Genomic DNA, 23097 nt, shown 5'->3' on the forward strand with positions numbered 1-23097 from the left:
TATTCCTTCATAGCTCAGTCGGTAGAGCACGCGGCTGTTAACCGCGGTGTCGTTGGTTCAAGTCCAACTGGAGGAGTTATGCCGGTATAGCTCAGTTGGTAGAGCAACTGATTTGTAATCAGTAGGTCTTCGGTTCGAGTCCGAATCCCGGCTTTGTAAAACAGGGGGAAGCCCTGTTTTTTTAATATAGCAAATTCATCCCCTTATCGGAGTCCCGTCGATTGCTTCAGGTAGAAGCCCTGTTTTTTTAGTATAGCAAATTCATCTCTGGAATTATTTCTGCTTTTTATTCAGGCGGCTTGCCAGGCGTGGATTGATAAATTATACCGTCCGGATCTTTATTTTATCCTCCGGATATTCTTTTATATTTCTATTTGCTTCTGATTGGTTTATTATTTTTCTCTTTTGTTTATCGTAATTATATAAAAATATTATTTGTCGATAATAATTTTAGGTAAATGTAAGAAATGGATTATTTTATGATCCGGATTTTTATTTACTTTAGCCTCCACTTAACGATAAGTCTTCAGTTTGTGGTTATTTGAATGTATGGGTATTAAAAATATTCAAGAAGTTTATATCGTAGATCTTCTGGGTGTAATGCTCATGATAGGTGTATTAGCCAGCAGATACCATGGCAGTAGTAGAAATCGCTGCAATAGGTATCTTTTTTGGCTGTCTGTTGTTATTACAATATCCTGCATTATTGATGCTATAGTTAATACTTTAAGTGTATATGAAATCATGGACTATAGGATTATCGCTTACATGAGTTATTTCTGGCTGTATTTTTCTATGATATTAATAGCACCTTTATGGGTGCTGATCATTGAACAGCATATGGTTCACAAAACAAACACCTCAAAGTTACTTCAATCTTTGATCAACTATATATCGCTTGTGGGGTTGGCAGGGCTTATAATAAACATATTTATTCCTGTTATCTTCACTGTTGATTCAACATGTAAATATTACAGAGGTCAATATTTCTGGCTTTATATCGGTTATGCCATATTTTTCTTTTTGATTGGTGTTCTGGTGTACGTCAGAGGACATAAGCTTTCAGGATTGAAGACTTTTTTTCCTGTATTTCAATTCTTTTTCCCTATTTTTATTTCACTGGTGTTGCAATTATTCATTACCGAAATATCCATAGCATGGACAGGCTGCGCCGTAAGTGTTGTCCTGATGTTTATTTCCCTGCAGAATGAAAATATATGTATAGATAAACTTACCGGGTTATATAACAGATATTATTTAGACCGATTTAGTCATTGTTTTGAAAAGCTTGGAAGCTTTTGCTTTATGATGATGGACATCAATGGGTTTAAACATATAAATGACAAATATGGGCATTCTGAAGGGGATAATGCTTTGCTGATGGTGGCTGATGCTGTACGTACCGGTGTAGGTTCTGCCGGAAGTATCATACGTTATTCCGGTGATGAATTTATCATTTTATTAAACACTTCGGAGTCCGATGTTGCTGATAAATGTATCGAAAACATCAATAAAAACCTTGAATATGCAAACAAATTCAGTAAGCGTCCTTACGAAGTATCTGTTTCAATCGGCTACGGTTTTTTTGATATGAAGCAGATAGGATTGGATGAACTGTTAGAAGTGATAGAGGGAAAAATGCGTGAAGAAAAAAAGAAGTATTATATGGCGCATGATCGAAGAAAAAATCGAGTTGATAATTAAATATAGCTAATTCTTAATTCTAATAAGGTCTCCTCTATAAACGCATGTTTTTCGCCGTTTATCTCTGACATACAGATGCAGATCTAATTGGCTCCAAAGTTCTTGAGGGTTTTCCGAGCTGATTGAGGGGCAGACTTATATTAAACCGCTCTGATCCGGTATCAATTTTAAAATGTGATACCGGATTAGAGCGGTTCTTTTGATAAAAAGACTATATACGGATTATTCTGAGTTATTCAAAGTTCGCGTAACTTCTACGATTAGTAATTGTAGGTATTAATGAAATAAGAGTACTATAGCGATCATTACCAGTAAAAATACTATATTATATACGGTAAAAACGGTGATGTATTTTTTCGTATCAGCGTTCTTTGTTTTGACATATTGCTTAAACGAGATAAGGCTTGCCATGGAGGCAATGAGCGTCCCAAGGCCGCCGACATTGGTTCCGATGATAAGCTTCGAAATGTCAGAGGTAAAACCTGAACATAATATCGCTGCGGGTACATTGCTGATGAACTGACTTAATATGATTGAAGTACTGATTTCGTGTGAGTTCACAATGGCATGCAGCATATCGTTTAAAGCAGGTATCCTCTTGATGTTTCCTATAAATATAAAAAGAAAAACAAATGTCAGGATCAGAGAATAGTCAGGCTTAATAATTATTTCGCGGTCAAATATAAGAACAAAAGCTAAAATAATCAAGAGACCTGCCTGATAGGGAACAACATGAGCTACAACAAGTATAGACAATAAAAAGGAAACAGAATACATGAGTATAAGGTTCCTGTCATGTGCGGTTCTGGAATACGTTGTTTTTTCTGTCAGGGCAATGGCTTTTTGATCGATACAGATAATGCAAAAAACAAAGAGTACGATGGAGGCTGCTATGCTGTACGGAAGCATTAGCATGATAAACTCGCCTATGGTCATATTTGATAATGAATATAAATACAGATTTTGCGGGTTTCCAAGGGGTGTGAGCATACTTCCCAGGTTTGCGGCAATGGTTTCAAGCACGATGGCATTGATAAACAGATCTTTTCTGTCGGCAATTGTTAATGTGATAATTGAAAATGGCACAAAAGTCAGCAAAGCAACGTCATTTGTGATGAACATGCTGGAAATAAAGCAGAGTGCCACAAAGATGATGATCACGCCTCTAGAAGAGTTCATCTTATTTACAAGGAATTCACCTATTTGTTTGAATACATTCTGTTTCTGAAACCCTGCCATGGTTATCATCAGGGATAGAAGGATAACCAGTGTTCTGTAATCAATATAGCCAAAGTAAAGGCTGTCGGGACTGACAAAAAAACATGATACTGCAGCCAGTATCATTGAAATAACAAGTACTATTTCTTTCTTGATGAAAATCTTTAAATTGTCCATATTATTTCCTTCTAATAACATAACTCAAGTATTTGGTTTATTTCTGAATGACAGATGCTGATACATTTGGCTCTATAAACTCGGTTTTTTCATATTTCATCTGAGAATGATATCAATCGATCAGATAAATTTTGAATCGTTTATATGTCAGTATAGTATTGCACAGACTCATCGATTAATCTACATCAGGTTTGAGAATTAATAGGTTTTTAGTGACACATAAGAAAGGATGCCGATTAAAAATAACAAATATAAAGATGAATTTAAACATTATAAAATAAAAATAAATTCTGCAAAAATATAATTGACGGAAAATATTTCACATGATATTATTCCTTTACAAGAAGATTTGAGATACTCATAATTGTTCAATAGTTGGAAATGTGAATTGAGTTTAAATTTTTGAGTGTTGATTTGATTTCGGAGTATCGTATCTTCTTTGTACATAAAATATATAGAATGTGAGGTTATTTATGAGAAGACCACACGAAAGGCAAAGGCTCTAGTATCTGAAGCGCATAGATACTGGAGCCTTTGACCGTGGTATATATTATTTTTCTCTAGAGACTCATATGGGTTTATAAGCAGATACAGGGTCAGACTTTTTCGTTTGAACCTGTTTTATTTGTTGTTTTTTTGAAATAAATGCACGATGGGGACAGATCAGACTAAATCGCATTTATAAAACCTGCTGTTTTAATCGATATTAAAGCTGTAAACATTGTTCTTCTTTCAGGTTTCAACATGAGATTTTTGACTTTCCAACCCTATGACTGGCGCGAAACAACTGTCGATAAGGCAATAAACAGGTATCTGGGATTTGATGCTGTTTATTGTGTTAATGCTGACTATATGGATGTTGCATTTATTAATGCATTTCTTATAACTCCTTCTATACCTGAAATCGCAATTTACTTTGAGACGGAAGATTTTTATATGATCGACAAGGCGGAGCAGGAGAAGTCTGTCATATTTACGGATAAATGTGATCTGGGTGTTGCATCGGCTGAAAGCTACAAGGAGATAGCAGGGGAATGGAACATTAGTCTGAAAAAGTATATCAATACTTATTATCCGTATAAATTTGAATATCTGGTAGATAAAAGAAATATACGGGAAAAGGTTATAATCGATATATGTGACAGAGTGTCTAAGTCTTTTGGAGACAGTGACCAAAGTAAAAGGAATGATTTGAACGATAGCATTATGGATTTTCAGATGAACTCCTGGGAATTCAAGAAGAATAATCCTGAAAAATTCAAAAATATAAATGATTGTGTTTTTCTCAGAGGAGTCACCGCGCATAAATATCTGAACAGCTATCGTTATAATGAATTGTTTTTTGAAGATTATAAGAAGCATTTCAAAATAAGAAAAAAAGATACCGGAATCTCGGGAAAAAGAATAATAGACAATAAAGAGGCGGTGTATGAGCTGCAATGCAATTATTATAATAATCCAAGCGATCATACCCTGAATCGATTCTGCAGTTTCCTTAACGATATTATAACGAAGACTTAAGTGGCTTTGGTCTGTTGAGGTACACATTTGAAGCTGACAATGCAGGTTCAGATGTGTACCTTTTTAATTGTGGAAATATTTTCTATATATTATAATATAAAAGAAGTTAATGTTTTTTGAGAGGCGTTTTATACAGTATTAAGAGCCAAATTCATGAGTGGGTAATATTTTAAAAAGCAGGTAATGTGTTTTAAAAAGACAAGCAATAAATGGAGCGGGGAATATGAAACATTATAAGAATCTTATGAGTGCTTTGGGAGATGCAATGCCGGTATGTCTCGCATGGAGACTGACAGGAACAGAGGACAATTTTTTTAATGCAAGAGATCTGTTTGCATTTGCATTGTCAGATGAAGAAGAGGAAGGCAGTCTGAAAGAAGGGCAGTTTTATGTAGTATCTTCAGAAGGTGCTATCGGGATATCCTCGGGATATGAATATTTCGTCAGATGGCTGTTTATCCCTCTTGAGGGGAATGCATACGATCAGGAAGTAATGCGCCTGAAGCAGGAACTGGAAAATGACACGAAGCCACAGCCGGTACCTCAGAGCGAGCTGCAGCCCAATATGCAGCCACAAGGCATAGGACAGCCCCGGGGCATGTCTCAGTCAAATATGCAGGTACAGGGCACGGGACAGTCAAATGTACCTCCACAGGGAATGCCGCAGTATAACGGACAGCCTCAGGCTTATGAGCAATCACAAGGCATGGGACAGTCAAATGTACCTCCACGGGGAATGCCGCAGTATAACGGACAGCCTCAGGCTTATGAGCAATCACAGGGCATGGGACAGTCAAATGTACCTCCACAGGGTATGCCTCAGCCTAATGTGAACCCTCAGTCTGAGGAGCAGCCACGGATCATGCCACAGGCCGGAAAGAGACAGTTCTGCATACAGTGCGGATACAAGCTGGGTCAGAATTCAAAGTTCTGTCCGGGTTGCGGAGCTCCTGTAAACAGATAACTATACACGGTATCTTTCGTAATATGTTCAAGCCGGAGGGGATAAAATGTTTCAGAACCAACAAAACAATAATTCCGGTCCCGGATATCAGGGCGGACAAAATAATGATCCCAGGTATCAGAACGGACAAAACAATAATATAAATCCCGGATATCAGAACTGGCAAAACAATAATAATGGCTCAGGATATCAGGGCGGACAAAACAATAATAATCCCGGATATCAAAACGGACAAGCTAATAACAATGGAGCGCCGGATTATCAGAACCGACAGCCAAATAACGGAGGCCCGGGATTTCAAAACCGGCAGCCAAATAACGGAGGCCCGGGATTTCAAAACCGGCAGCCAAATAACGGAGGTCCGGGTTATCAGAACCGACAGCCAAATAAAAATGGCAGTTCTGGAACGAAGAACCAACAGCCTGATAATGACAAGCTAAGATATCAGGAACCTACATTCCGGCAGTACTGTGCCGATCCTAAAGCTCCCAGATCATATATGGCTTTGATCATGGCAGAAATAAAGCAGAGGATAACGGGATTTTTCAAAAATCTGCCTACAATGGTGGTTATGATGGTAGTCGTTACGATAGCTGCCACTGTTTTCAATGTTTATTTCTGGTCGGTTATCAATGATACCATGTGGGCCGGAAGAGGTTCGTGGGGAAGACTTTCTTTTATACCCTACCTTATCGGAGGCGGAGTATATTCAGGGTCAGCCTATAAGGGAGTTACACCGTTTGAAACTGCCGGCTTTTCGCTGACCGGCAATCTTGTTGCGCCATTAACATTTGCACTGGGGCTCCTGTTCCCGAGACTTCTCATGAGGAATAAACAGGGTGGTTCCAAAGCCATAACCGGTGATTTCGCAAGTGCCAGACCCATGAGGGATCACTATGAGAAAGCATTGGGCGTGTTGCCTCGTCCGACTGCAAACAAGACAAATTCAGGTTCCGGAACAGGTATGCCAAACAACCAGGGTATGCCGTACAACCAGAGCATGCCAAACAATCAGAGTATGCCAAACAATCAGGGTATGCCGTACAACCAGAGCATGCCAAACAACCAGGGCATGCCAAACAATCAGGGTATGCCGAACAATCAGGGTATGTCGTACAACCAGAGCATGTCAAACAACCAAGGTATGCCAAACAACCAGGCCATGTTCGACAGTCAGAAAATGGCGAAAAATGCTAAGGTTTTGGCCACTACCAACGGTTATATAGATCTCTCAAATCTTTCCAACAATGTTTATATGCGTTTAGGACTGTGCTGTGCTGTGATTTTCGGATTTATAATCAGAAATCCCTTTGCAGTGCCTGTGTTTGCGGTTCTTTTATATTTTTCTTTCGGACAGGGTGGTCAAAGTGATATAGGTCAGCTGTTCTTCCGTTTGCGTTCGGCAGACGGCAGACTCCATAACGGCAGTAAAACGAAGGTGCCTTTGTTCTCCGAAGGCATGCTCATCATGTATTATATGGCCGTAGGTCTGTTCATGTACTCGGCTATCAATGTCGTTCTATGGTTTTTGTTTAACTATAACTTCTATTTCCGGTTCCTTGTAAGTGCAGGACTTGTTGCCGCAATCTTCATTCTGGGAGGCGGAGGCAGCAAACAGGTCATGAATATGATTCCAATGATGATCCTTGTGGCCTGTGGAGCAATGCTTTTTAACTGCATTACCGCATTTGCGGATGACAACGGCTGGTCGGAATCCGGCAGAACCTTAGGCGGTCTGATGCGTAATAACGGATTCCCCAAGTCCCTCGGAAGTTCTTTTATTCCACCGTTCTTCTGGGACATTGCGATCCTGCTTGGCTGGCCGATTGTTCCGCCGATGCCTCCGATTATAGATTATATACCGCCACAGCCGGTTCCGCCTGCACCGCCTCAGAATCCATATGACTTCCCTGAAAGACCAAAGGAATGGAGTCTCAATGATGAAGGCGATGTAAGCTTTGTGAATCCTATAACGGGTAAGCGGGAGAATTATGGCCTCGTAGGTTATGACGAAAATGGTAACCCAAGGTATATAAGTGAGAAGGGTGATTATTATGACCTTGAAGATCTGCTTATAAGCTATGATAATGCCACCTCCAATACGCAGTATTACCAGGATGCCAACAGGGGTCTTGACGAATGGCTGAAAAAGCAGCGTATAGAAAATTCCAAGCTGTCACGTGACGGAATGCAGTATCTTGAGGATAAATGGAAATGGGAGGCTCAGCAGGCAAAGGAAGCAAAGGAAGCCGAGCAGCTCTTCAAGATGTGGCAGAAGTACGGTGGTGAGCTTGATAATAAAGAATCCATCAAGAAGGCCATGGAGAAGGCTATAGGAAAAGCTTGGAAGGATGCGGAAAAATTCAAAGCCGATGGTGATTTCTGGGATAAGATGACAAAGACTGCAGAGGTTACCGAGAAGGTGGCGGACTACAGTCTGACAGGTCTTTCCTATATAACCGGTAATACTAAGATCAAGAAAATATACGATATTACAAAGAAATATGCATCCAATATGAGTCAAGCTTACGCAGATGGAAAAGGCAAAGAAGGCATGAAGATGGCTTTCCTTTCGACTTCTGTAGAAACGTTGATTGACACAGCTGCAGGAGGTATGGGCGATTGGAAATGGGGTGCGCCTGTCGTCGGAAAAGTCGGAGGAGAAGTATCAAAACAGGTTTGGAAGAATCTTGAGGAGGGAAAGGACTGGAACGATGGATTGCAGAAAGCAGCATTTAACGGAACTGTTGACTATGTGACCGATAAGATGGGTAATTCCGGTTGGGAGATTACCGGCGGAGCAACAGGTGATGCTGCCAAGAAGGTCTGGTCCAACCTTGAGGAAGGAAAGGACTGGAGTGACGGAGTTGGTTCTGCAGCATTTGACGGAGGTGTCAAAGGCGGTATTGACAAGATTGGTAATAAGGTCAAAGAAGCTCAGAGTAATCACACAAAAGAGACATATAAAAATGATACCCAGTATATTGATAATGCCCGCAAGAATGGTATGTCCATAGACAAGGAGCAATCGCTTCAAAACATGAGGATGAGCGTAGAGGCACAGAACAAGAAGGCTGAAAAGGCGGTAAATGCAGTAGCCGATGCAACAACAAATGCTTCTAAGGATATATACGACAAGGTCAGAGGAGAGATGGACAAATACGATCGAGATCTCAATAAGGAGCATAATGACAAAATGCTGCAGAATCTTGCCGACAGGAAAAAACAACTGGAAAAGGCTGCTGCTGAAAAGAAAATCCAGGATCAAAGAGATGCAATAAGAAGAAATGCGCAGAAACCACTTTGACAGGATCTGGGAGTTTGTATCGGGTTTTCTACGAAAACCTGAAATGTAGCTTCAACCGTAGATGTACGTGGCAGGTCCCAAAAGGGACTTGTCATATAGCACCAGCCTTCGCGAAACGAATTCTTATGGCCGGTGTTCCCATCAAAGCAGAATTTCAATCGGCTGACGTATCCGGAAAAGAGAGGACAGTATGGAAGGATATAAATCATTAAGGGAAGCAGTGGAGAGTGTAAGCTCCGTGGCCGGTCCGTGGCATGATATCTCCACAGGAGCTTGGCTGAGCATTGACGACCTTCGCGAAATTGCAAAGGTATACGATGAGACTACCGAGATAAGTGGGTGGACCTATTTCGTGACCTTTGAAGAATCCGGTGAGATCTGTCTTGCAAACACCTGCACAAAAGAAATAAATTTCCTTTTTGTAACGGAGGGAAGCAAGTATCTGGAACTAATCGGTGCACAGGAAAAGCGTATCTATGAAATGCGACAGGCACTGGTTCCCGTAGCCTATCAGATGGTAATGGACAAGCTGGAAGAGATACAGAATGATCCGGAGAAATTTGTCGCAGTCTTTGAAAGAGATTCGGAGATGCTTGCCAAAGATTTGACTGATCGTGCAGAGCAATTCATAAAACCCGGATCAAACCCGATTAACGGTGAAAAAATCAGGAATGAAGATGCAGCGAAGGTATTTCAGATGCTTAGAACTCCGGGGCTTGTCATGAAAACTGCGGCAACAAGAAATGAACTAAGGAATTCTCCGGAACCACTTATCGAAACGGATACACAAACGGTATTGGAACGATTGGACTACTGCGGAATGAATTGACATTGATGCCGGTCCTTTGACAAAGTGAAACTAAAGGGCCGGAGTTCCCATAAACCAATGGGTTGATGCACATAGGAGCCGGAATATCTTCAAGTGTATGCCGTATATCAGAAACAATGGCCAAAAACATGCATCTATAGATGAGCCAATTAGATCTGCATCTGTATGTAGATTAAAGCTTACAAAAGCACCGTTAATAGGGGAGGAAGGAAAATTGAAAAGAATCGGAATCAGAGGAATGTTTGCTGCAGGAATGCTTGCTGTGCTGCTGACGGGCTGCGGCGGCACAACAGCAAAAACCGAGACCGAAGCAGTAAAAACCGAAGCGGCAAAAGCCGGGACAGAGGCTTCAAAGACTGAAACAGAAGTCCCAAAGGGTTCAAAGGAAAAGTCAGAAACAGAAGCAGCAGAGGAGTCTGCAGAGAATCCTAAAACAGAAGCAGCAAAAGATTCTGCAGAAAAACCCGAAACAGAACCTCCAAAGGGTTCAGGCGAAGTGAATATCTACACCGCCGTGGATCAGGTGCATTCAGAAAAAATCTTCAAGGAATTTGAGGAAGCCACCGGTATCAAGGTGAACCCTGTATACGATCTGGAAGCAAATAAGACCACAGGACTTACAAACAAGATACTCACGGAAATGGAGCATCCTTTATGTGATGTTTTTTGGAACAATGAATTCGCCCAAACTATTGAGCTGCAGAAGCAGGGAGCATTGGCACCGTACGTTTCACCTGTGTCAGCTGATATTCCGGATGCCTATAAGGATAAGGACGGATACTGGACTGCCTTTGGCGGAAGAGCCAGAACTCTGCTTGTAAACAAAGACCTTCTTGAAGAGAAGGATTATCCGAAGTCTATATTTGATCTTACAAGCGGAAAGTACGAGGGAGACCAGATAGCGATTGCATATCCCATGTTCGGTACCACCAGAACACAGGCTGCAGCTATTTATGCGGCTCTCGGTGCAGAAAAGGGAAAGGAGTTCTTTCAGAAGCTTAAGGACAGCGGAGTGCAGGTGGTGGACGGAAATTCAGTCACCAAGGATATGGCAGCTTCCGGTCAGGTAAAGATAGGTTATACCGATACCGATGATGCAAAAGAGGCTCTGGAAGACGGTGCAAATGTTGAAATGTGCTTCACCGATCAGGAGGAGGGTGGCATCGGCAACCTTATCACTCCAAACACTGCAGCTATTATTAAGGGCGCTCCCAATGAAGAGAACGCAAAGATATTCATAGACTACATTATATCTCTCGATATGGAGAAAGAGCTTATCGATATGGGCTTCTTTGACCTTTCCATAAGGCCGGATGCGGATGTAGAAGGTCTTAAGGTCAAGGGTATGAATGTAAACCTTGTGGAAGTATATGATATGCTGGAGACAGCAAGCAATGACATGCAGGAAATATTCTCAGTACAGTAAAACACTAACAGTATGCCTTGTGTATATGCTGCTTACCTTTCTTCCCGTGATTTTCCTTTTTAGTTCGGGAAGAGGTGAGGGAGCAGTCTCTCTGAATGCACGCAGGGCGGGACTGATGATCAATTCCTTTGTGATAGCATTTTTTACTGTGGCAATCTGTCTTTTAATTGCGGTTTTTGCGTCACTGTGGATTTATACGGAATTAAACAGGCGGTCGCTGCTGCGCTGGTATTTTCTTATTCTGGCGCCGGTACCGCCATATATTTATGCTCTCTCGTACATGAATCTTCTCAGGTTCCTGGGCAGGTTCTTTCCGGCGGTTTTGAGATACCGGATGGCCGGTGTATTTCCCTGTGTTGTGGTAGAGACCTTCGTATACCTTCCCTTTGCCTGTGCGGCGGCACTTATCGCCCTTGATCAGGTGAATGAAAAAGAATGGTCCGCGGCTTTGGTCCTGGAAAATGCAGACAAGGTATTTATTAAGGTGATATTCCCAAAACAGCTCCCCTGGCTTCTGGCCATCGGTGCCATCATTTTCGTTTTATCCATCACAGATTATTCCATCCCGTCACTGTTTCAGGTTAATGTTTATTCCATGGAGATATTCAGTGATTATTCGGCAGCAGGGCAAAGTGTACATTCTTTGTATCTTTCATTTCCGCTAATGCTTACATCTTCGATTGTGATCATTCTTTCACTTCTGCCGCTTAGGATTATTTCTTTTTCAATGAAGGCGGAGACGGGGATAAAACCTGTTTATTCGAATGGACTGAAGGCGGCAGGGATAACGGCTGTTTTCTGTACATTACTTCAGATCATTCTTCCGCTTATCTCATTTATTCCTTCTGTTCATGATTTGGGAGGAGATCTTGTTTCTGCCTCCTCAGAACTTTGGAATTCCTGTATTTCCGGCATGTTTGCCGTTCTGATTCTGACGGTGCCCTCAGCGGCAATGGCGCTTCTTCTTTCAAGTAATGACCTGCGATTAAAAGCCGCTGCCTGGATGATAGCTGTGCTCCCTTTATGTATCCCGGGGGTTTTGACGGGAATAGGAGTTTTGAAGCTTTTCAGTTCAACCCCTCTCTACGTTTTAAGAAGCGGAGCATTATTTCCTGCCACAGGTCTTGCCATACGGTATCTCCCCTTTGCTGTTCTCATACAGTACGGCTGTTATTTAAGGATAGACCGGGACAGGATCAGCGCAGCAGAGTTATTGCAGGATCGAAGGGGGAAAGCATTTATGAGAGTGCAGCTTCCGCTCATGTTGCCCGGGCTTATCATTTCCGGAATAGCGGTTTTTCTGCTTGCTCTTGGGGATGTAGGTACGTCACTTGTGCTTATGATGCCGGGAAGGGAACCCATGTCCGTTAAGATATATAACTATCTTCATTATGGCTCCTCCGAAAAGGTGACGGCATTTTGTCTGATGCAGATGCTGGTGAGCCTGGTGATGATGGGAGCCGTGTGTAATATTTCAAGATGGTTTCAAAGAAAGAATCCAACGTAGTAGTGATGGATGGCGTGACTGTATGAGAATCTTATCATTTCAGATATATGTTGGCAAATTAACAATGCTTTATTATGAATAAAACAAAAGGGATTCGATAGTCCGAGTAATCGGAAGAGGCTTTTTTGTTTGCTGCGTCTGCCTATGGTATGGAAGGGGGAATCTATATGTTTGAAATAAACGGTATAACAAAAGAATATCCCTCTGTGAAGGCTTTGGATAATGTTTCCCTGAGTCTTGATGATGGTGAGCTCATTTCCATACAGGGAGAGAGCGGGTGCGGTAAATCAACACTTCTCCAGATAATTGCCGGCATCATAACGGCTGATTCCGGAACCATCACAAGAAATAATGTTCCGCTTCCGGAAGTTCCTCACAAAAGAGGAGTTGCCATGGTATTCCAGGACAGTCTTTTGTTCAATAACATGACGGTGGAGGAGAATATTTTATTCGGCTGCCCTCACAAGGACAGGAAACACAGGGACAAGATCGTTAATGACTTTGCTCTGGCTTACGGCATCGGCGATTTACTTAAGAGGTATCCATTCCAGATATCCGGAGGACAGGCCCGCAGGGTGGCTCTCGCAAGAGCACTTGCCTGTGAGAGGGAGCTTTTACTGTTGGATGAGCCTTTTTCAAATCTTGACAAAGACCTGAAGGAAAACATTATCAAATGCACCAGGGAATTCTGTGAAGGAAGGTGTGCCGCTATTCTTGTGACTCACAGTGAAGCGGAAGCACTGAAGTTTGCAGACAGACACCTGTACATGGAAGAGGGCCGCATACTGTGAAAGATATTTATCATCACTGGTGTGAAGCGGTACAAAGGTGGAGGACCGGAGAATTGTATGAATAAAAAGAGCATATTGATACTTGTAATATTATTCGGACTGCTCACGGCTTCAGGTATCGCCTATCAGTTCATAACAAGAAAGCCTGCTGCGGAAAAGGATGAGGCATTATCGGTATTGATGGCGGGAACGGAAATTTCTGCATTATACGATGACGGAGAGAAGGTTTGGGCAGGCACGGGTGAAGGAGTATTCATTATCGACCGTGATACCGGAGAAACCTTGAAAAAGCTGGAACCGGATATACATATGATATTTTCTGCCATGATAACAAAGACAGAGGACGGGCTTGTCTGGGTAGGACATGAAGACGGGTTAAGTGCATTTGACAGGGGATATAATGAAGTATACAGGATCTGTTCTCCGGAAATTCCGGAGGGACGTGTAAATACGCTTCTTGCGGATGATGACGGACTTTGGGCAGGAAGCCAGAACGGAGCTGCACATCTGAGCAGTAAGGACGGCGCCTGGGTGGTGGATAAAATAATTACGAAGGAGACCGGACTTTCAGAAGATGTTGTACAGGTCATCAGGAGAGTCGGTGATGAACTGTGGTTCGGCTCCTACCTTGCAAGGGATAAGGGAGGCATTAGCATACTTTCGGATGCAGGATGGAGTTACCTTAGTGTTGAAGACGGAATTCCCCACAGCTATATAAATGCGATACTTCCGCTGTCAGACGCTAAAGTACTCATAGGAAGCGGTCAGATGATATACGGTGGTTTAAGCATTGCCGAAAAAACAGCCGGTAAATGGACCATAACTACTAACAGGGATCAGAATGACGGCATTCCGGGGATGAAGGTGCGGGATCTTTTCCTGGATTCTGCCGGACGTCTATTTATCACTACAGAAACGGAAGGAATCATTATCCTGAATAGTCCCGATGAGCTTGATACAACACCTCTTGAAGGTCCGATTCTGACACAGGAAAACGGACTTTCAGACAATGAGGTTAAATGCATCATAGAATGCGATAAGTGCTATTTCTTCGGATGTAAATACGGACTTACGAGATGGGAGAAATAATGAATAAAAAACTGATCATTTTCATAACGATGATATTTTCTGTAATCATTTTATCCGGATTCTCGAGCTGTCACGGGCCTCAGTATGAGGAAACCGAAAAAACAGAGATGGAGGAAAAGGGCAGGGAGGTAATGCAGGCATGGCTGGATGAACATATTCCGGGTGCGGGGGTGCTTTCAGCGGAGGCATACATCGAGAGATATCCCAGCGGTCCCTATTACCTCACAGATATTGTGGACGGAAGCTTTAATGACGGAGAAATGGAGAGGAAGTATGAGGTTAAGCTTGGAAACGGGAAAGTATTTCTTGAGGGAGACATGTATCTTCTTGCAGAACAGGTAAAGCCTTATCTACTGGAACATTTAAAGCTTTCTGAGAAAAGCTCCGAGTGTGTTTTCACCGGATTTAATGTTTCTCTGCAGGAAGAAGCAGATCTTTTCCGTAAAGGGAAGGCGTATAGTGAAAAGTCTGTGGATATAGGAATGCTTCCCGGAGAACTGGTGCTGGCACTCACAGAGGCAGATCCGGATAGCATGAAGGAATTCCTGAAACAGAAGGAGAAAACTGCCATCAGCTGGAATCAGGAAGCCTGTGACCTTATGGAGGATTTTATAAGGCATCCGGAAAACAGACCGGAGATGCATGTAAACGGAGACATTAATATTCCCGAAGATATCAATCTCCAAAAATATGATATGGCTTTTTTTGATGATTTAAACGTAAAGGAAGGATTGTATTTCCGATATCTTTCTCTCTGTCAGCACCCGGGTAAGAAGCAAAAGGATATATTTTCGGCAGAAAGTATGGGACCATACTATATAGAGGTCAGGTGCAGCGGCAGAAGCACCGAATACGAGCGATATGTAAGGAAGCCCTTTGAAGATTTCTTCATAGAGTATGAGGAGGAATACTATCGGGAGGAAAGTCGTAACGGTACTATAGCTGTTAAAGAGCAGTACAGTAATGATGTGGAACAGCTTACCATGAACAGGACGGAGAATGGGTACAGCTTCAGTTTCATGGATAATGACTGGTTCATATTTACGATATTAACAGACGGAAGCTCAAAGCTTTACGAACATGAATATACCGACCGCTTCGATCAGGCCGCGAATATAGGTTCAGGCTCCTATGGAGGTAATCGTTATATTGATCATGAGCTTCACTGGAAGAAGAGAGATGATGGTGCATTGACACTTGCCAATTCTGACGGTATTGCAGCCTGGTTTAATAATGCGGATGAGCTCGTTATAAGGGATTAATATTTTGGAATGTTTATCAAAAATATGGTACAATATAAAGCGTATATTGCTCGTTCAGACGGTAGATTGAGATAAGGAAATCAGTTCGGAATGAAAAGCAGGGAAATAATAGGTAAATTATTACATTTCATGGTGGACAACCCTTTTTTGTTTACTGTTGCCATAATGTGTCTGGTACATGTGGTACTGCTGATGATAACGTGGTATGCAGGTGTGTTTCCTTTGGCTTTATTTAATATCCTGAGCGTGATCATATACCTTGTCTGTATTTTTCTGTGTATGCGCGGTCACATAATGCCGGTTTATATGAGCATCATCATAGAGGTAAGCATTTACTCAACCATAGCGGTGTATTATATCGGATGGAAAAGTGGTTCTTATAATTTCCTGTTCTCCATCGTCCCCATAATCATATATTTTGGCAGCTATCTTTTTAAGGGGATCAGGAGATGGATCATAGTCCTGGCTCTGGCGATGATATTTAATCTGTATGCATTATTGTATATCAGGTATTCGAATGTGAATCCGGTTTATGAGATGCCGGGTACGGTAAGAAACATTATGATGATCTTTTCATCATTTGTAATGTTTTTCAGCGTCGTATTTTACAGCTCGATATACATCATTTCGAGCGAAATCGAAATGATGGGGCTCGAAATGACCAATAAACAACTGTCGGCTGATGCCTCTGAGGATGCCCTTACAGGTCTTTTGAACAGACGCGGTTTTATCCCGCGGGTTGAAGCACTTATGCAAAGTGAAAAGCCAAAGCATTTTTGCGTAGCTTTCTGTGATATCGATAATTTCAAACTTATAAATGATACCTATGGACATGACTGTGGTGATGAGGTATTAAGGCACGTCACCTCATTGATAAAAAATGAAATGAGAGATTGTGACATATGCAGATGGGGAGGCGAAGAAGTCGTCATCCTGATGAAGGATTATGATGTTGCTTCAGCAAAGCAGAAAATTGAAGCCCTGAGAAAGCTCATAGCAAGCTCACCGGTTGTTTTCTTTGATAAACGCATTTCAGTAACCATAACGATTGGTCTTGCCAAATATATGGAAAACTTCAGAAAAGCTGAAGATTTGATCAAAATTGCTGACGAGCGTATGTATTACGGAAAGCAGCACGGTAAGAATGTTCTGGTCTTTGAGGATTGAAAAAAACCGCTCGAACTCTTTCAGGGTTGGAGCGGTTTTTATAGAATTAATGCGAATCCCCTTACTGCCGCAGGAGATTACATTTATGCCAGCGGGCATCATTATGTAAAGAGATATACATTAAAGGATGATAGCCTGGTGATCGATTTGGAGGCTTCAGAAAAGTTTGATGAGAAGGGTAATGTTACCTATTACCTCCATTCAGATCTCCGGGATGTTGATGCAGATGCTGATGGAAAAGTTAAAGACGATTCGGCAGGATTGCCACTATGAAGGTGGAATTTGTGGAAGATAAAATATATTAATATAAAAATTTTTTTCGATAGAAAAATTATTCCGCAAAGTACATTTCTGTGGATTTTTCACGTTATTTTCAATATAATATTTCTGTATCCCAGGTAGCTTCTTTTGTAGCTGACTAACTAAGAAAAATCAGAAAAAACGACATATTAAAAAATCAGAAAAATATTTTAAAGAAGAGAGATTCCATCTATAGAAAGGAGAAGGAATGAGCAACTCGAACGAAAATAAAAATGTGAAATCATCAGAAGATGCGAAGTCGGTCAAGTGCAACAACGGTACCTTCGTCGGCAAGGAGACAGACGAGCTGATCATCTGGAAGGGCATCCCCTATGCAACTCAGCCGGTGGGTAAGCTTCGTTGGAAGAAGGCACTTCCTGCCGCAGACGATGACGGTGTGTACGACGCGACAAAGCCCGGCCACGTTCCGATCGGACCCTTGAATGACTCTGAGGGAACGGCTGAATTCGGCGAGGACTGCCTCGTGCTGAACATATATCGCAATACAAGCTGCATCGACAACAAGAAGCCGGTCATGGTGTGGATCCACGGCGGCGGGTTCTGCGCCGAATCTCAGGCGTCACCACTCTACGACCTTACCAACATATCAAAACAGTGCCCCGACATCCTGTTCGTGTCCATCGACTACCGTATTGGCTTCCTTGGCTTCATGAACTTCGAACGCGTTCCCGGCGGAGAGAACTTCAAGGAGGCAGGCAACCTCGGTCTGCTTGACCAGCTTGAGGCCCTCAGATGGGTACAGAAAAACATCGCAGGGTTCGGCGGAGATCCGGATAACGTGACGATTTTCGGCGAGTCAGCAGGTTCGGCAAGCGTCACATTCCTCCCGCTCATCGATGGAAGCGAAGGACTCTTCAGGAGATGCATCGCACAGAGCGCCAACATCGCCTACTGCGACACCATGGAACACGGCATCCATGTAACTCAGAACTTCCTGACCGCAACGGGCTGTCAGACCATGGACGAGCTTATGGAACTTACAACTGAGCAACTTGTTGATGCCTATCAGAAAGCAGCTGTCATTGACAAGAACTGCCTTCTCGGTACTGCCAATTTCCCACTCCTCGATGGCATCACGCTCCCGGAGGACCGAATGGCAATGTACGGGATGTGGGGAGACGAGAAGAGAACAAAGCTCGATCTGATGATTGGGTCTACACACGATGAGATCAGATACTTCGTGCCGTCCGAGGGCGGTGAAGAAGGCTTCGCTAATACGCTTAGCTGGATCGCGAAGAGGGACCGCGCGCTGCTTAACAAGCAGGAGAAGGCCATGTATGATGAGTTTATGGCTACGCTCTCAAACGAAAGCGACGAAAAAAGGTTGGAGCAATACTGCAATGACATAAACTTCCGCGCCGGTAATACCAATATGGCCATCAGACACTCAGCCGGCGGAGGCAACACATACATGTACTTTATGAAAAAGCCGGTGACAACCGCAGAACTTGGAGCGATACACGCAGCCGAGATACCGTACCTGTTTGATACTCCCATTAAGGACCCTATGGGGAGCGGAAAGACTGTCAGCAACGAGGATTGTGAGTTCCGTCATGTCATAAAGGAGATGTGGACAAACTTCGCCCGAACGGGAAACCCATCCACTAACAAATACGAGTGGAAGAAGTTCTCTGGGGATGACCGCCAGACTATGGTCTTCGACGATGCCATCGGAATGAAAAAAGATCTGTTCGGAAGACGTGAGGATCTGATGATGTCCTGGGCAGAGCGCCTTGGAAACGGTTCTTCCAAAAGGGTCTGCTGATAAATCATTATAATCAGTTTAGGAGTCGAGTAGATCTGCATCGGTATGTCAGAGATAAACGGCGAATATCATGCCAAGAAAGGGAGGTTATGAATAACATGTACAAAGAAACCTACGCTGACCTTGTGGTCTTCGGAAAGATATTCACATCCGAGAATGATCAGATCGCGGAAGCATTTGCAGTAAAGGACGGAAGGTACGTTTATGTTGGCGACAGGCAGGGAGCCACTGCATTTATTGAAGAGGGAAGAACCAAAGTCGTTGATCATACAGGTAAGGGTCTTGTGATGCCTTCCTGCGGCAACGGTCATGCGCATTATTTTATGGGATTTGCCCTGCATGCAGTCGGAACTATCGTCAGCGCGGAAGATGATGTGAACAAATTCCTTACAGAGATCGTTCCTGCCGCGGTGAAGAAGGCAAGGGAGAATGGAATCAAGAGCGTATTCGGATTCGGCTGGAATTATCACGCTTTCCAAAACAATATGCCCACGCGTCAACAGCTGGATGCCATTTGTGACGATATCCCAATTTACTTTGCGGATGATGAAGGCCACAAGGGTCTGGTTAATACCATTAGCCTCGTTAATGCAGGCATCATGAAGCCGGACGGAACTGTCCTGAAAACAGAGGTGCGAGGCGGAGAGATCGTGATGGGCTCCGACGGAACCCCCACCGGTTTCCTGAAGGAACAGGCCGGGACCTATGTGCGTTCTTTCCTGGACAATGACAACCTCTTTACTGTTGACACGGCAAAAGGGACAATAAAAAATATCCAGGAGCAGATGCTGAAGGAGGGCTACACGATGTATATGGACGGGTGGTCTTCTTACTTCTATAACGACCATTTCTATCAGGCAGCCCAGCAAATGGACAAGGACGGTGACATGGATTTCATATTGGGCTTAAGCTACGAGGCTGAAAGCTGGATGGATGTGGACACAACTCTTGCCAAAGCCCTGGATGCCAGAAAATACGCTTCTGCACATGTGTTGCCGCATTGGTTCAAGCTCTTTATGGACGGCACGGTTGAGGGCGGTACCGGCTTTGTGGAGCCGTTATATCCTGACGGACACCAGGGCATTGTCAACTGGGAGGAAGATGAGGTCGCTGACATTTCCCGCAAGGTCAACGAAAAAGGCCTTTCCATGCACGTACATACCATGGGCAACAAAGCTGTAAACCGCGCTGTCAACGGGTTCGTCAAAGGCGGAAAGGATGAGATGCGTAATACCTTCGTGCATGTGCATGGAGTCTATCCTACGGACTGGCAGCGCATGGCAGATCACAACATCTATGCCGTTGCAGGCATGCATTGGCATCATATGAAATCGGGGATGGAGGAACTGATGAAAGAGGCTGTTCCTGAAGGCATGGAAGACAAGTCTTATCCGATCAAATCATTTTTAGATTACGGCATCAACGTGAGCTCGCATACCGACTTTCCGGCACTCGCCGGTTCTCCGGACGATCCATTCGGAATCATGGAGATCGCAGTCACGGGTGTATTGCATGGTGAGAATGGGAACCCCTGGTGGCCGGAGGAGCTTATTACCCGCGAGCAGGCAATCACATGTCTGACCATAAACTGCGCAAAACAGATGTTTATCGAAAAGGAAAGAGGCAGCATCACCAAGGGTAAATATGCTGATTTTCTGCTCGTTGACAAGGACGTACTGTCATGTCCGGTGGATCAGATTCACGAGGCCGGGATTCAGGCAACTTACTTTGAGGGAAAGGCGGTTTACTCCTCATGACATCGTACGCAAAATAGTCGACGTCAATGTCCGATTAAAATGAATCTGTGAAATGTAAAAACCTAAGAAAGCTCTTAAAAAGGGCTTTCTTTTTTTCAACATTTTACGGGTTTTTAGTTTGAGAGAATAAATTATGAAAGTGAATGACAAGAGAGTAATAGACAGATTTATAGAGCTTGCATTAATCGACGGCGAATCATTTAACGAGAGGTTGGTCGCTGATTATCTTATTACGGAGTTCGAAAAGCTGGGGGTACAGCTTTGTGAGGATGATACAGCTACCAAAATCGGAGGTAACTGTGGGAATCTGTATGGTTTTGCCGAGGGCAGAGGAAAGTATGCAGATTCAGAGCCTGTCCTTTTCTGTGCACATATGGATACTGTTGCACCGGGGAACAATAAGAAGATCATAATAAATGATGACGGAACAATTGTAAGTGATCACACTACACTGAATATCGGAACTATTGAAGGCGGAAGCGTTACCAATGCTGTTCCGGAAAACAGGAATTAATTGCAGAAGTAGCAAAAAGAGCAGACATCACAAAAAAGGATGCAGAGCTCGTAGTAAAGTACACATTTGAGACTATCACCGAAGCCCTTGAGAGAGGGGACAAATTCCAGCTCGTAGGATTCGGTACATTTGATGTTGCTGAAAGAGCAGCAAGAGAAGCAAGAAATCCTCGCGATGGTTCTGTAATGCAGATCGGACCGTCCAAATCCGCCCGTTTCAAAGCAGGTGCCTACCTCAAGAAACGTGTAAACGGATAATAAGCATAAACTCAATGCCTTGGAGGTTGCCGCTTAAGATGATTGTCTATAAGCGACAGCCTCTTCAAATTGTTAGAACAAAAATATTCTTCTAAGGTTATAGGAAAACTGTAATGAAAAATATTGAGATTAAGGAAGTTATCCCGTACGCAAGTACCGTTTTGTTAGTAGCTTTGATGACACTTTCTGCAGAGGTTTTAAATGAGAAGGAGATAATATTTCCTGAGATAACAGCATTAGCAGTAGGATATATGGTGGCAAAAAAGAGAAGCTGGAAGGTAAACGGAAGGCGTATGTTAGCCCTGATTACAGGCTGCGCGATAATGGGAGTTTGCATTGTTAGATTCGTTTCGTTTAGTACGTATATAGAAGTGATTCTGGCATTTTCAATCGCCCAGGTGCTATTTATGTTTTCGGGAACCACATTCGCACCATTTGTATCAGCAATAGTGCTGCCGGTGATGATGCAGACTACAAGTATAGTGTACCCAATAGCTGCATTTATACTTACATCACTTGTAATATTGTTCCATAATCTTTTTCTGTTTCATGGAATTCGGACAGATGAGGAATATGTTCCTGTGATGCTGAGTTCAAGAGATGACATGGTAGATACTGCTATCAGAATCCTTTGTGTAACAGTAATTGCCGGTGTAGCATTCAAAACAGGTTATAGATTTATCGTAGCTCCTCCGTTACTTGTGGCATTTACTGAGTTTTCCAGACCAGGAAACAAGACAAGAAATATACCGGTCAAAACGGTTGCAGTGATAACTCTTTGTTCCATAATTGGTGTGATATCAAGATATATCTTTGTTATCAGGTTAGGGCTTCCTCTTACGATTGCAGCCATAGCAGCTACATGTGGAATGCTTACCATTATTTATTTTTCTAAAATGTATATGCCGCCGGTAGGAGCCATTACTATGCTTAGCATGATAATATCTGAAAGCGTATTGTTTACTTATCCGATTCAGATTTTTGTAGGCAGTAGCCTGATTCTTATTCTGTCCCGGATGCTTTTCATGAGACGACAGGACAAGAAAATATATGAAAAAAGAGCAGAACTACATGCAGAATGAGTAATAATTCCCTTATGGAACAGATAATAATTATATCGATACTACTTTGAGGGGTCACCTCACAATGTCTGTTCCAATTTTTTAACTATTTTTTAGGGATTGTAATAATAGAATGCTTATATCAGTTTCAGATCTTTTTACGTGACATATATATCAAACATCCAAAACAGAGAAGTATCTGTACGATTGTTGAACAAGGTGTGGCAAGGCCGATATGGAACAGAGAACCCGGCATCAGCTTGCTCATCAGAAAAGATACCGGTACTCTGACTAAAAATGCTCCGATAATACCCTGAGCCATAACGAATGTGGTATATCCCATCCCGTTATAGAAACCGATAAAGCAGAACAAGAAACACGTGAAGAGACAGTCTACAGCATATGCCTTTATATACTCAAATCCGGCCTGAATAACAGCTGCATCAGAGGAGAATATACC

19 protein-coding genes and 2 tRNA genes are annotated in these 23097 nt (G+C 42.8%); 19 read left to right on the forward strand and 2 right to left on the reverse strand.

Translation table 11 applies throughout. From position 1 onward, the window contains the following. Positions 1 to 3 precede the first annotated feature (3 nt). From G625_RS0112195 to G625_RS0112205, 3 genes are all read left to right on the forward strand, one after another. Positions 4 to 76: transfer RNA gene (locus tag G625_RS0112195), tRNA-Asn, on the forward strand. Between the two features lie 4 nt (positions 77 to 80). Continuing rightward, a tRNA-Thr gene (locus G625_RS0112200) sits at positions 81 to 153 on the forward strand. 396 nt (positions 154 to 549) lie between these two features. After that, positions 550 to 1704 carry a GGDEF domain-containing protein gene (locus tag G625_RS0112205; protein WP_029201340.1) on the forward strand — a complete coding sequence of 385 codons (1155 nt, stop codon included), beginning with the start codon at positions 550 to 552 and terminating at the stop codon, positions 1702 to 1704. Positions 1705 to 1980: 276 nt separating this feature from the next. On the opposite strand, the gene G625_RS0112210 is transcribed toward G625_RS0112205, so the two are convergent. Beyond that, entirely contained in the window at positions 1981 to 3099 is a 1119-nt protein-coding gene (locus G625_RS0112210) for an SLC13 family permease (RefSeq protein ID WP_029201341.1), read from the reverse strand. A gap of 744 nt (positions 3100 to 3843) precedes the next feature. On the opposite strand from G625_RS0112210, the gene G625_RS0112215 reads away from it, so the two are divergent. The 16 genes from G625_RS0112215 (at position 3844) to G625_RS0112285 (ending at position 22658) form a co-directional block, all read left to right on the forward strand. Continuing rightward, the gene (locus G625_RS0112215; protein ID WP_156885116.1) at positions 3844 to 4620 is read left to right on the forward strand and encodes a hypothetical protein; all 777 of its coding nucleotides are present in this window, start codon (positions 3844 to 3846) and stop codon (positions 4618 to 4620) included. A 223-nt stretch (positions 4621 to 4843) separates the two neighbouring features. Continuing rightward, positions 4844 to 5584, forward strand: a complete 741-nt coding sequence (locus G625_RS0112220; protein ID WP_029201343.1) for a zinc ribbon domain-containing protein — start codon at positions 4844 to 4846, stop codon at positions 5582 to 5584. 46 nt (positions 5585 to 5630) lie between these two features. Next, entirely contained in the window at positions 5631 to 8891 is a 3261-nt protein-coding gene (locus G625_RS0112225; protein ID WP_029201344.1) for a hypothetical protein, read from the forward strand. 190 nt (positions 8892 to 9081) lie between these two features. Beyond that, positions 9082 to 9720, forward strand: coding sequence for a hypothetical protein (locus G625_RS0112230; RefSeq protein WP_029201345.1), 639 nt, complete (start codon positions 9082 to 9084; stop codon positions 9718 to 9720). 214 nt (positions 9721 to 9934) lie between these two features. Beyond that, positions 9935 to 11146 (forward strand): extracellular solute-binding protein, encoded by a 1212-nt coding sequence (locus G625_RS19775; protein ID WP_049895885.1) that lies wholly within the window; start codon positions 9935 to 9937, stop codon positions 11144 to 11146. Then, positions 11115 to 12653, forward strand: coding sequence for an ABC transporter permease (locus G625_RS0112240; RefSeq protein ID WP_029201346.1), 1539 nt, complete (start codon positions 11115 to 11117; stop codon positions 12651 to 12653). Before G625_RS19775 ends, G625_RS0112240 begins: the two co-directional genes overlap by 32 nt. Before the next feature lie 167 nt (positions 12654 to 12820). Beyond that, on the forward strand, positions 12821 to 13444 hold the full coding sequence (locus G625_RS0112245; RefSeq protein WP_029201347.1) for an ATP-binding cassette domain-containing protein: 624 nt from the start codon (positions 12821 to 12823) through the stop codon (positions 13442 to 13444). A gap of 57 nt (positions 13445 to 13501) precedes the next feature. Further along, positions 13502 to 14533 carry a ligand-binding sensor domain-containing protein gene (locus tag G625_RS0112250; protein ID WP_029201348.1) on the forward strand — a complete coding sequence of 344 codons (1032 nt, stop codon included), beginning with the start codon at positions 13502 to 13504 and terminating at the stop codon, positions 14531 to 14533. Beyond that, positions 14533 to 15795, forward strand: coding sequence for a hypothetical protein (locus G625_RS0112255; RefSeq protein WP_029201349.1), 1263 nt, complete (start codon positions 14533 to 14535; stop codon positions 15793 to 15795). Before G625_RS0112250 ends, G625_RS0112255 begins: the two co-directional genes overlap by 1 nt. 222 nt (positions 15796 to 16017) lie before the next feature. Next, the gene (locus G625_RS21430) at positions 16018 to 16962 is read left to right on the forward strand and encodes a GGDEF domain-containing protein (RefSeq protein WP_198014892.1); all 945 of its coding nucleotides are present in this window, start codon (positions 16018 to 16020) and stop codon (positions 16960 to 16962) included. Between the two features lie 138 nt (positions 16963 to 17100). Further along, positions 17101 to 17235, forward strand: coding sequence for a hypothetical protein (locus G625_RS23190; RefSeq protein WP_256377645.1), 135 nt, complete (start codon positions 17101 to 17103; stop codon positions 17233 to 17235). 235 nt (positions 17236 to 17470) lie between these two features. Then, entirely contained in the window at positions 17471 to 19048 is a 1578-nt protein-coding gene (locus tag G625_RS0112270; RefSeq protein ID WP_029201350.1) for a carboxylesterase/lipase family protein, read from the forward strand. A gap of 89 nt (positions 19049 to 19137) precedes the next feature. Further along, positions 19138 to 20805, forward strand: a complete 1668-nt coding sequence (locus G625_RS0112275; protein ID WP_084152889.1) for an amidohydrolase — start codon at positions 19138 to 19140, stop codon at positions 20803 to 20805. Positions 20806 to 20938: 133 nt separating this feature from the next. Further along, positions 20939 to 21319 carry a hypothetical protein gene (locus G625_RS0112280; RefSeq protein WP_029201352.1) on the forward strand — a complete coding sequence of 127 codons (381 nt, stop codon included), beginning with the start codon at positions 20939 to 20941 and terminating at the stop codon, positions 21317 to 21319. A gap of 26 nt (positions 21320 to 21345) precedes the next feature. Then, entirely contained in the window at positions 21346 to 21576 is a 231-nt protein-coding gene (locus tag G625_RS21995; RefSeq protein WP_442852571.1) for an HU family DNA-binding protein, read from the forward strand. A 113-nt stretch (positions 21577 to 21689) separates the two neighbouring features. After that, complete coding sequence (locus G625_RS0112285) at positions 21690 to 22658, forward strand: hypothetical protein (protein WP_029201353.1); 969 nt, start codon at positions 21690 to 21692, stop codon at positions 22656 to 22658. Positions 22659 to 22785: 127 nt separating this feature from the next. Here the strand turns inward: G625_RS0112285 and G625_RS0112290 are convergent. Then, on the reverse strand, positions 22786 to 23097 hold a 312-nt coding region (locus tag G625_RS0112290; protein WP_029201354.1), incomplete at its 5' end, for an MATE family efflux transporter.

The organism is Oribacterium sp. NK2B42, from assembly GCF_000424445.1.
Classification (GTDB): Bacteria; Bacillota; Clostridia; order Lachnospirales; family Lachnospiraceae; genus Oribacterium.

Bases quoted from the DNA above. Each gene is read 5' to 3' on its own strand.
- G625_RS0112285 (WP_029201353.1), top strand. From the start codon at position 21,690: ATGAAAAATATTGAGATTAAGGAAGTTATCCCGTACGCAAGTACCGTT.
- G625_RS0112275 (WP_084152889.1), top strand. From the start codon at position 19,138: ATGAATAACATGTACAAAGAAACCTACGCTGACCTTGTGGTCTTCGGA.
- G625_RS0112205 (WP_029201340.1), top strand. From the start codon at position 550: ATGGGTATTAAAAATATTCAAGAAGTTTATATCGTAGATCTTCTGGGT.
- G625_RS0112245 (WP_029201347.1), top strand. From the start codon at position 12,821: ATGTTTGAAATAAACGGTATAACAAAAGAATATCCCTCTGTGAAGGCT.
- G625_RS0112210 (WP_029201341.1), bottom strand. From the start codon at position 3,099: ATGGACAATTTAAAGATTTTCATCAAGAAAGAAATAGTACTTGTTATT.
- G625_RS0112215 (WP_156885116.1), top strand. From the start codon at position 3,844: ATGAGATTTTTGACTTTCCAACCCTATGACTGGCGCGAAACAACTGTC.
- G625_RS0112240 (WP_029201346.1), top strand. From the start codon at position 11,115: ATGACATGCAGGAAATATTCTCAGTACAGTAAAACACTAACAGTATGC.
- G625_RS0112230 (WP_029201345.1), top strand. From the start codon at position 9,082: ATGGAAGGATATAAATCATTAAGGGAAGCAGTGGAGAGTGTAAGCTCC.
- G625_RS0112280 (WP_029201352.1), top strand. From the start codon at position 20,939: ATGAAAGTGAATGACAAGAGAGTAATAGACAGATTTATAGAGCTTGCA.
- G625_RS0112250 (WP_029201348.1), top strand. From the start codon at position 13,502: ATGAATAAAAAGAGCATATTGATACTTGTAATATTATTCGGACTGCTC.
- G625_RS0112220 (WP_029201343.1), top strand. From the start codon at position 4,844: ATGAAACATTATAAGAATCTTATGAGTGCTTTGGGAGATGCAATGCCG.
- G625_RS0112225 (WP_029201344.1), top strand. From the start codon at position 5,631: ATGTTTCAGAACCAACAAAACAATAATTCCGGTCCCGGATATCAGGGC.
- G625_RS0112270 (WP_029201350.1), top strand. From the start codon at position 17,471: ATGAGCAACTCGAACGAAAATAAAAATGTGAAATCATCAGAAGATGCG.
- G625_RS0112255 (WP_029201349.1), top strand. From the start codon at position 14,533: ATGAATAAAAAACTGATCATTTTCATAACGATGATATTTTCTGTAATC.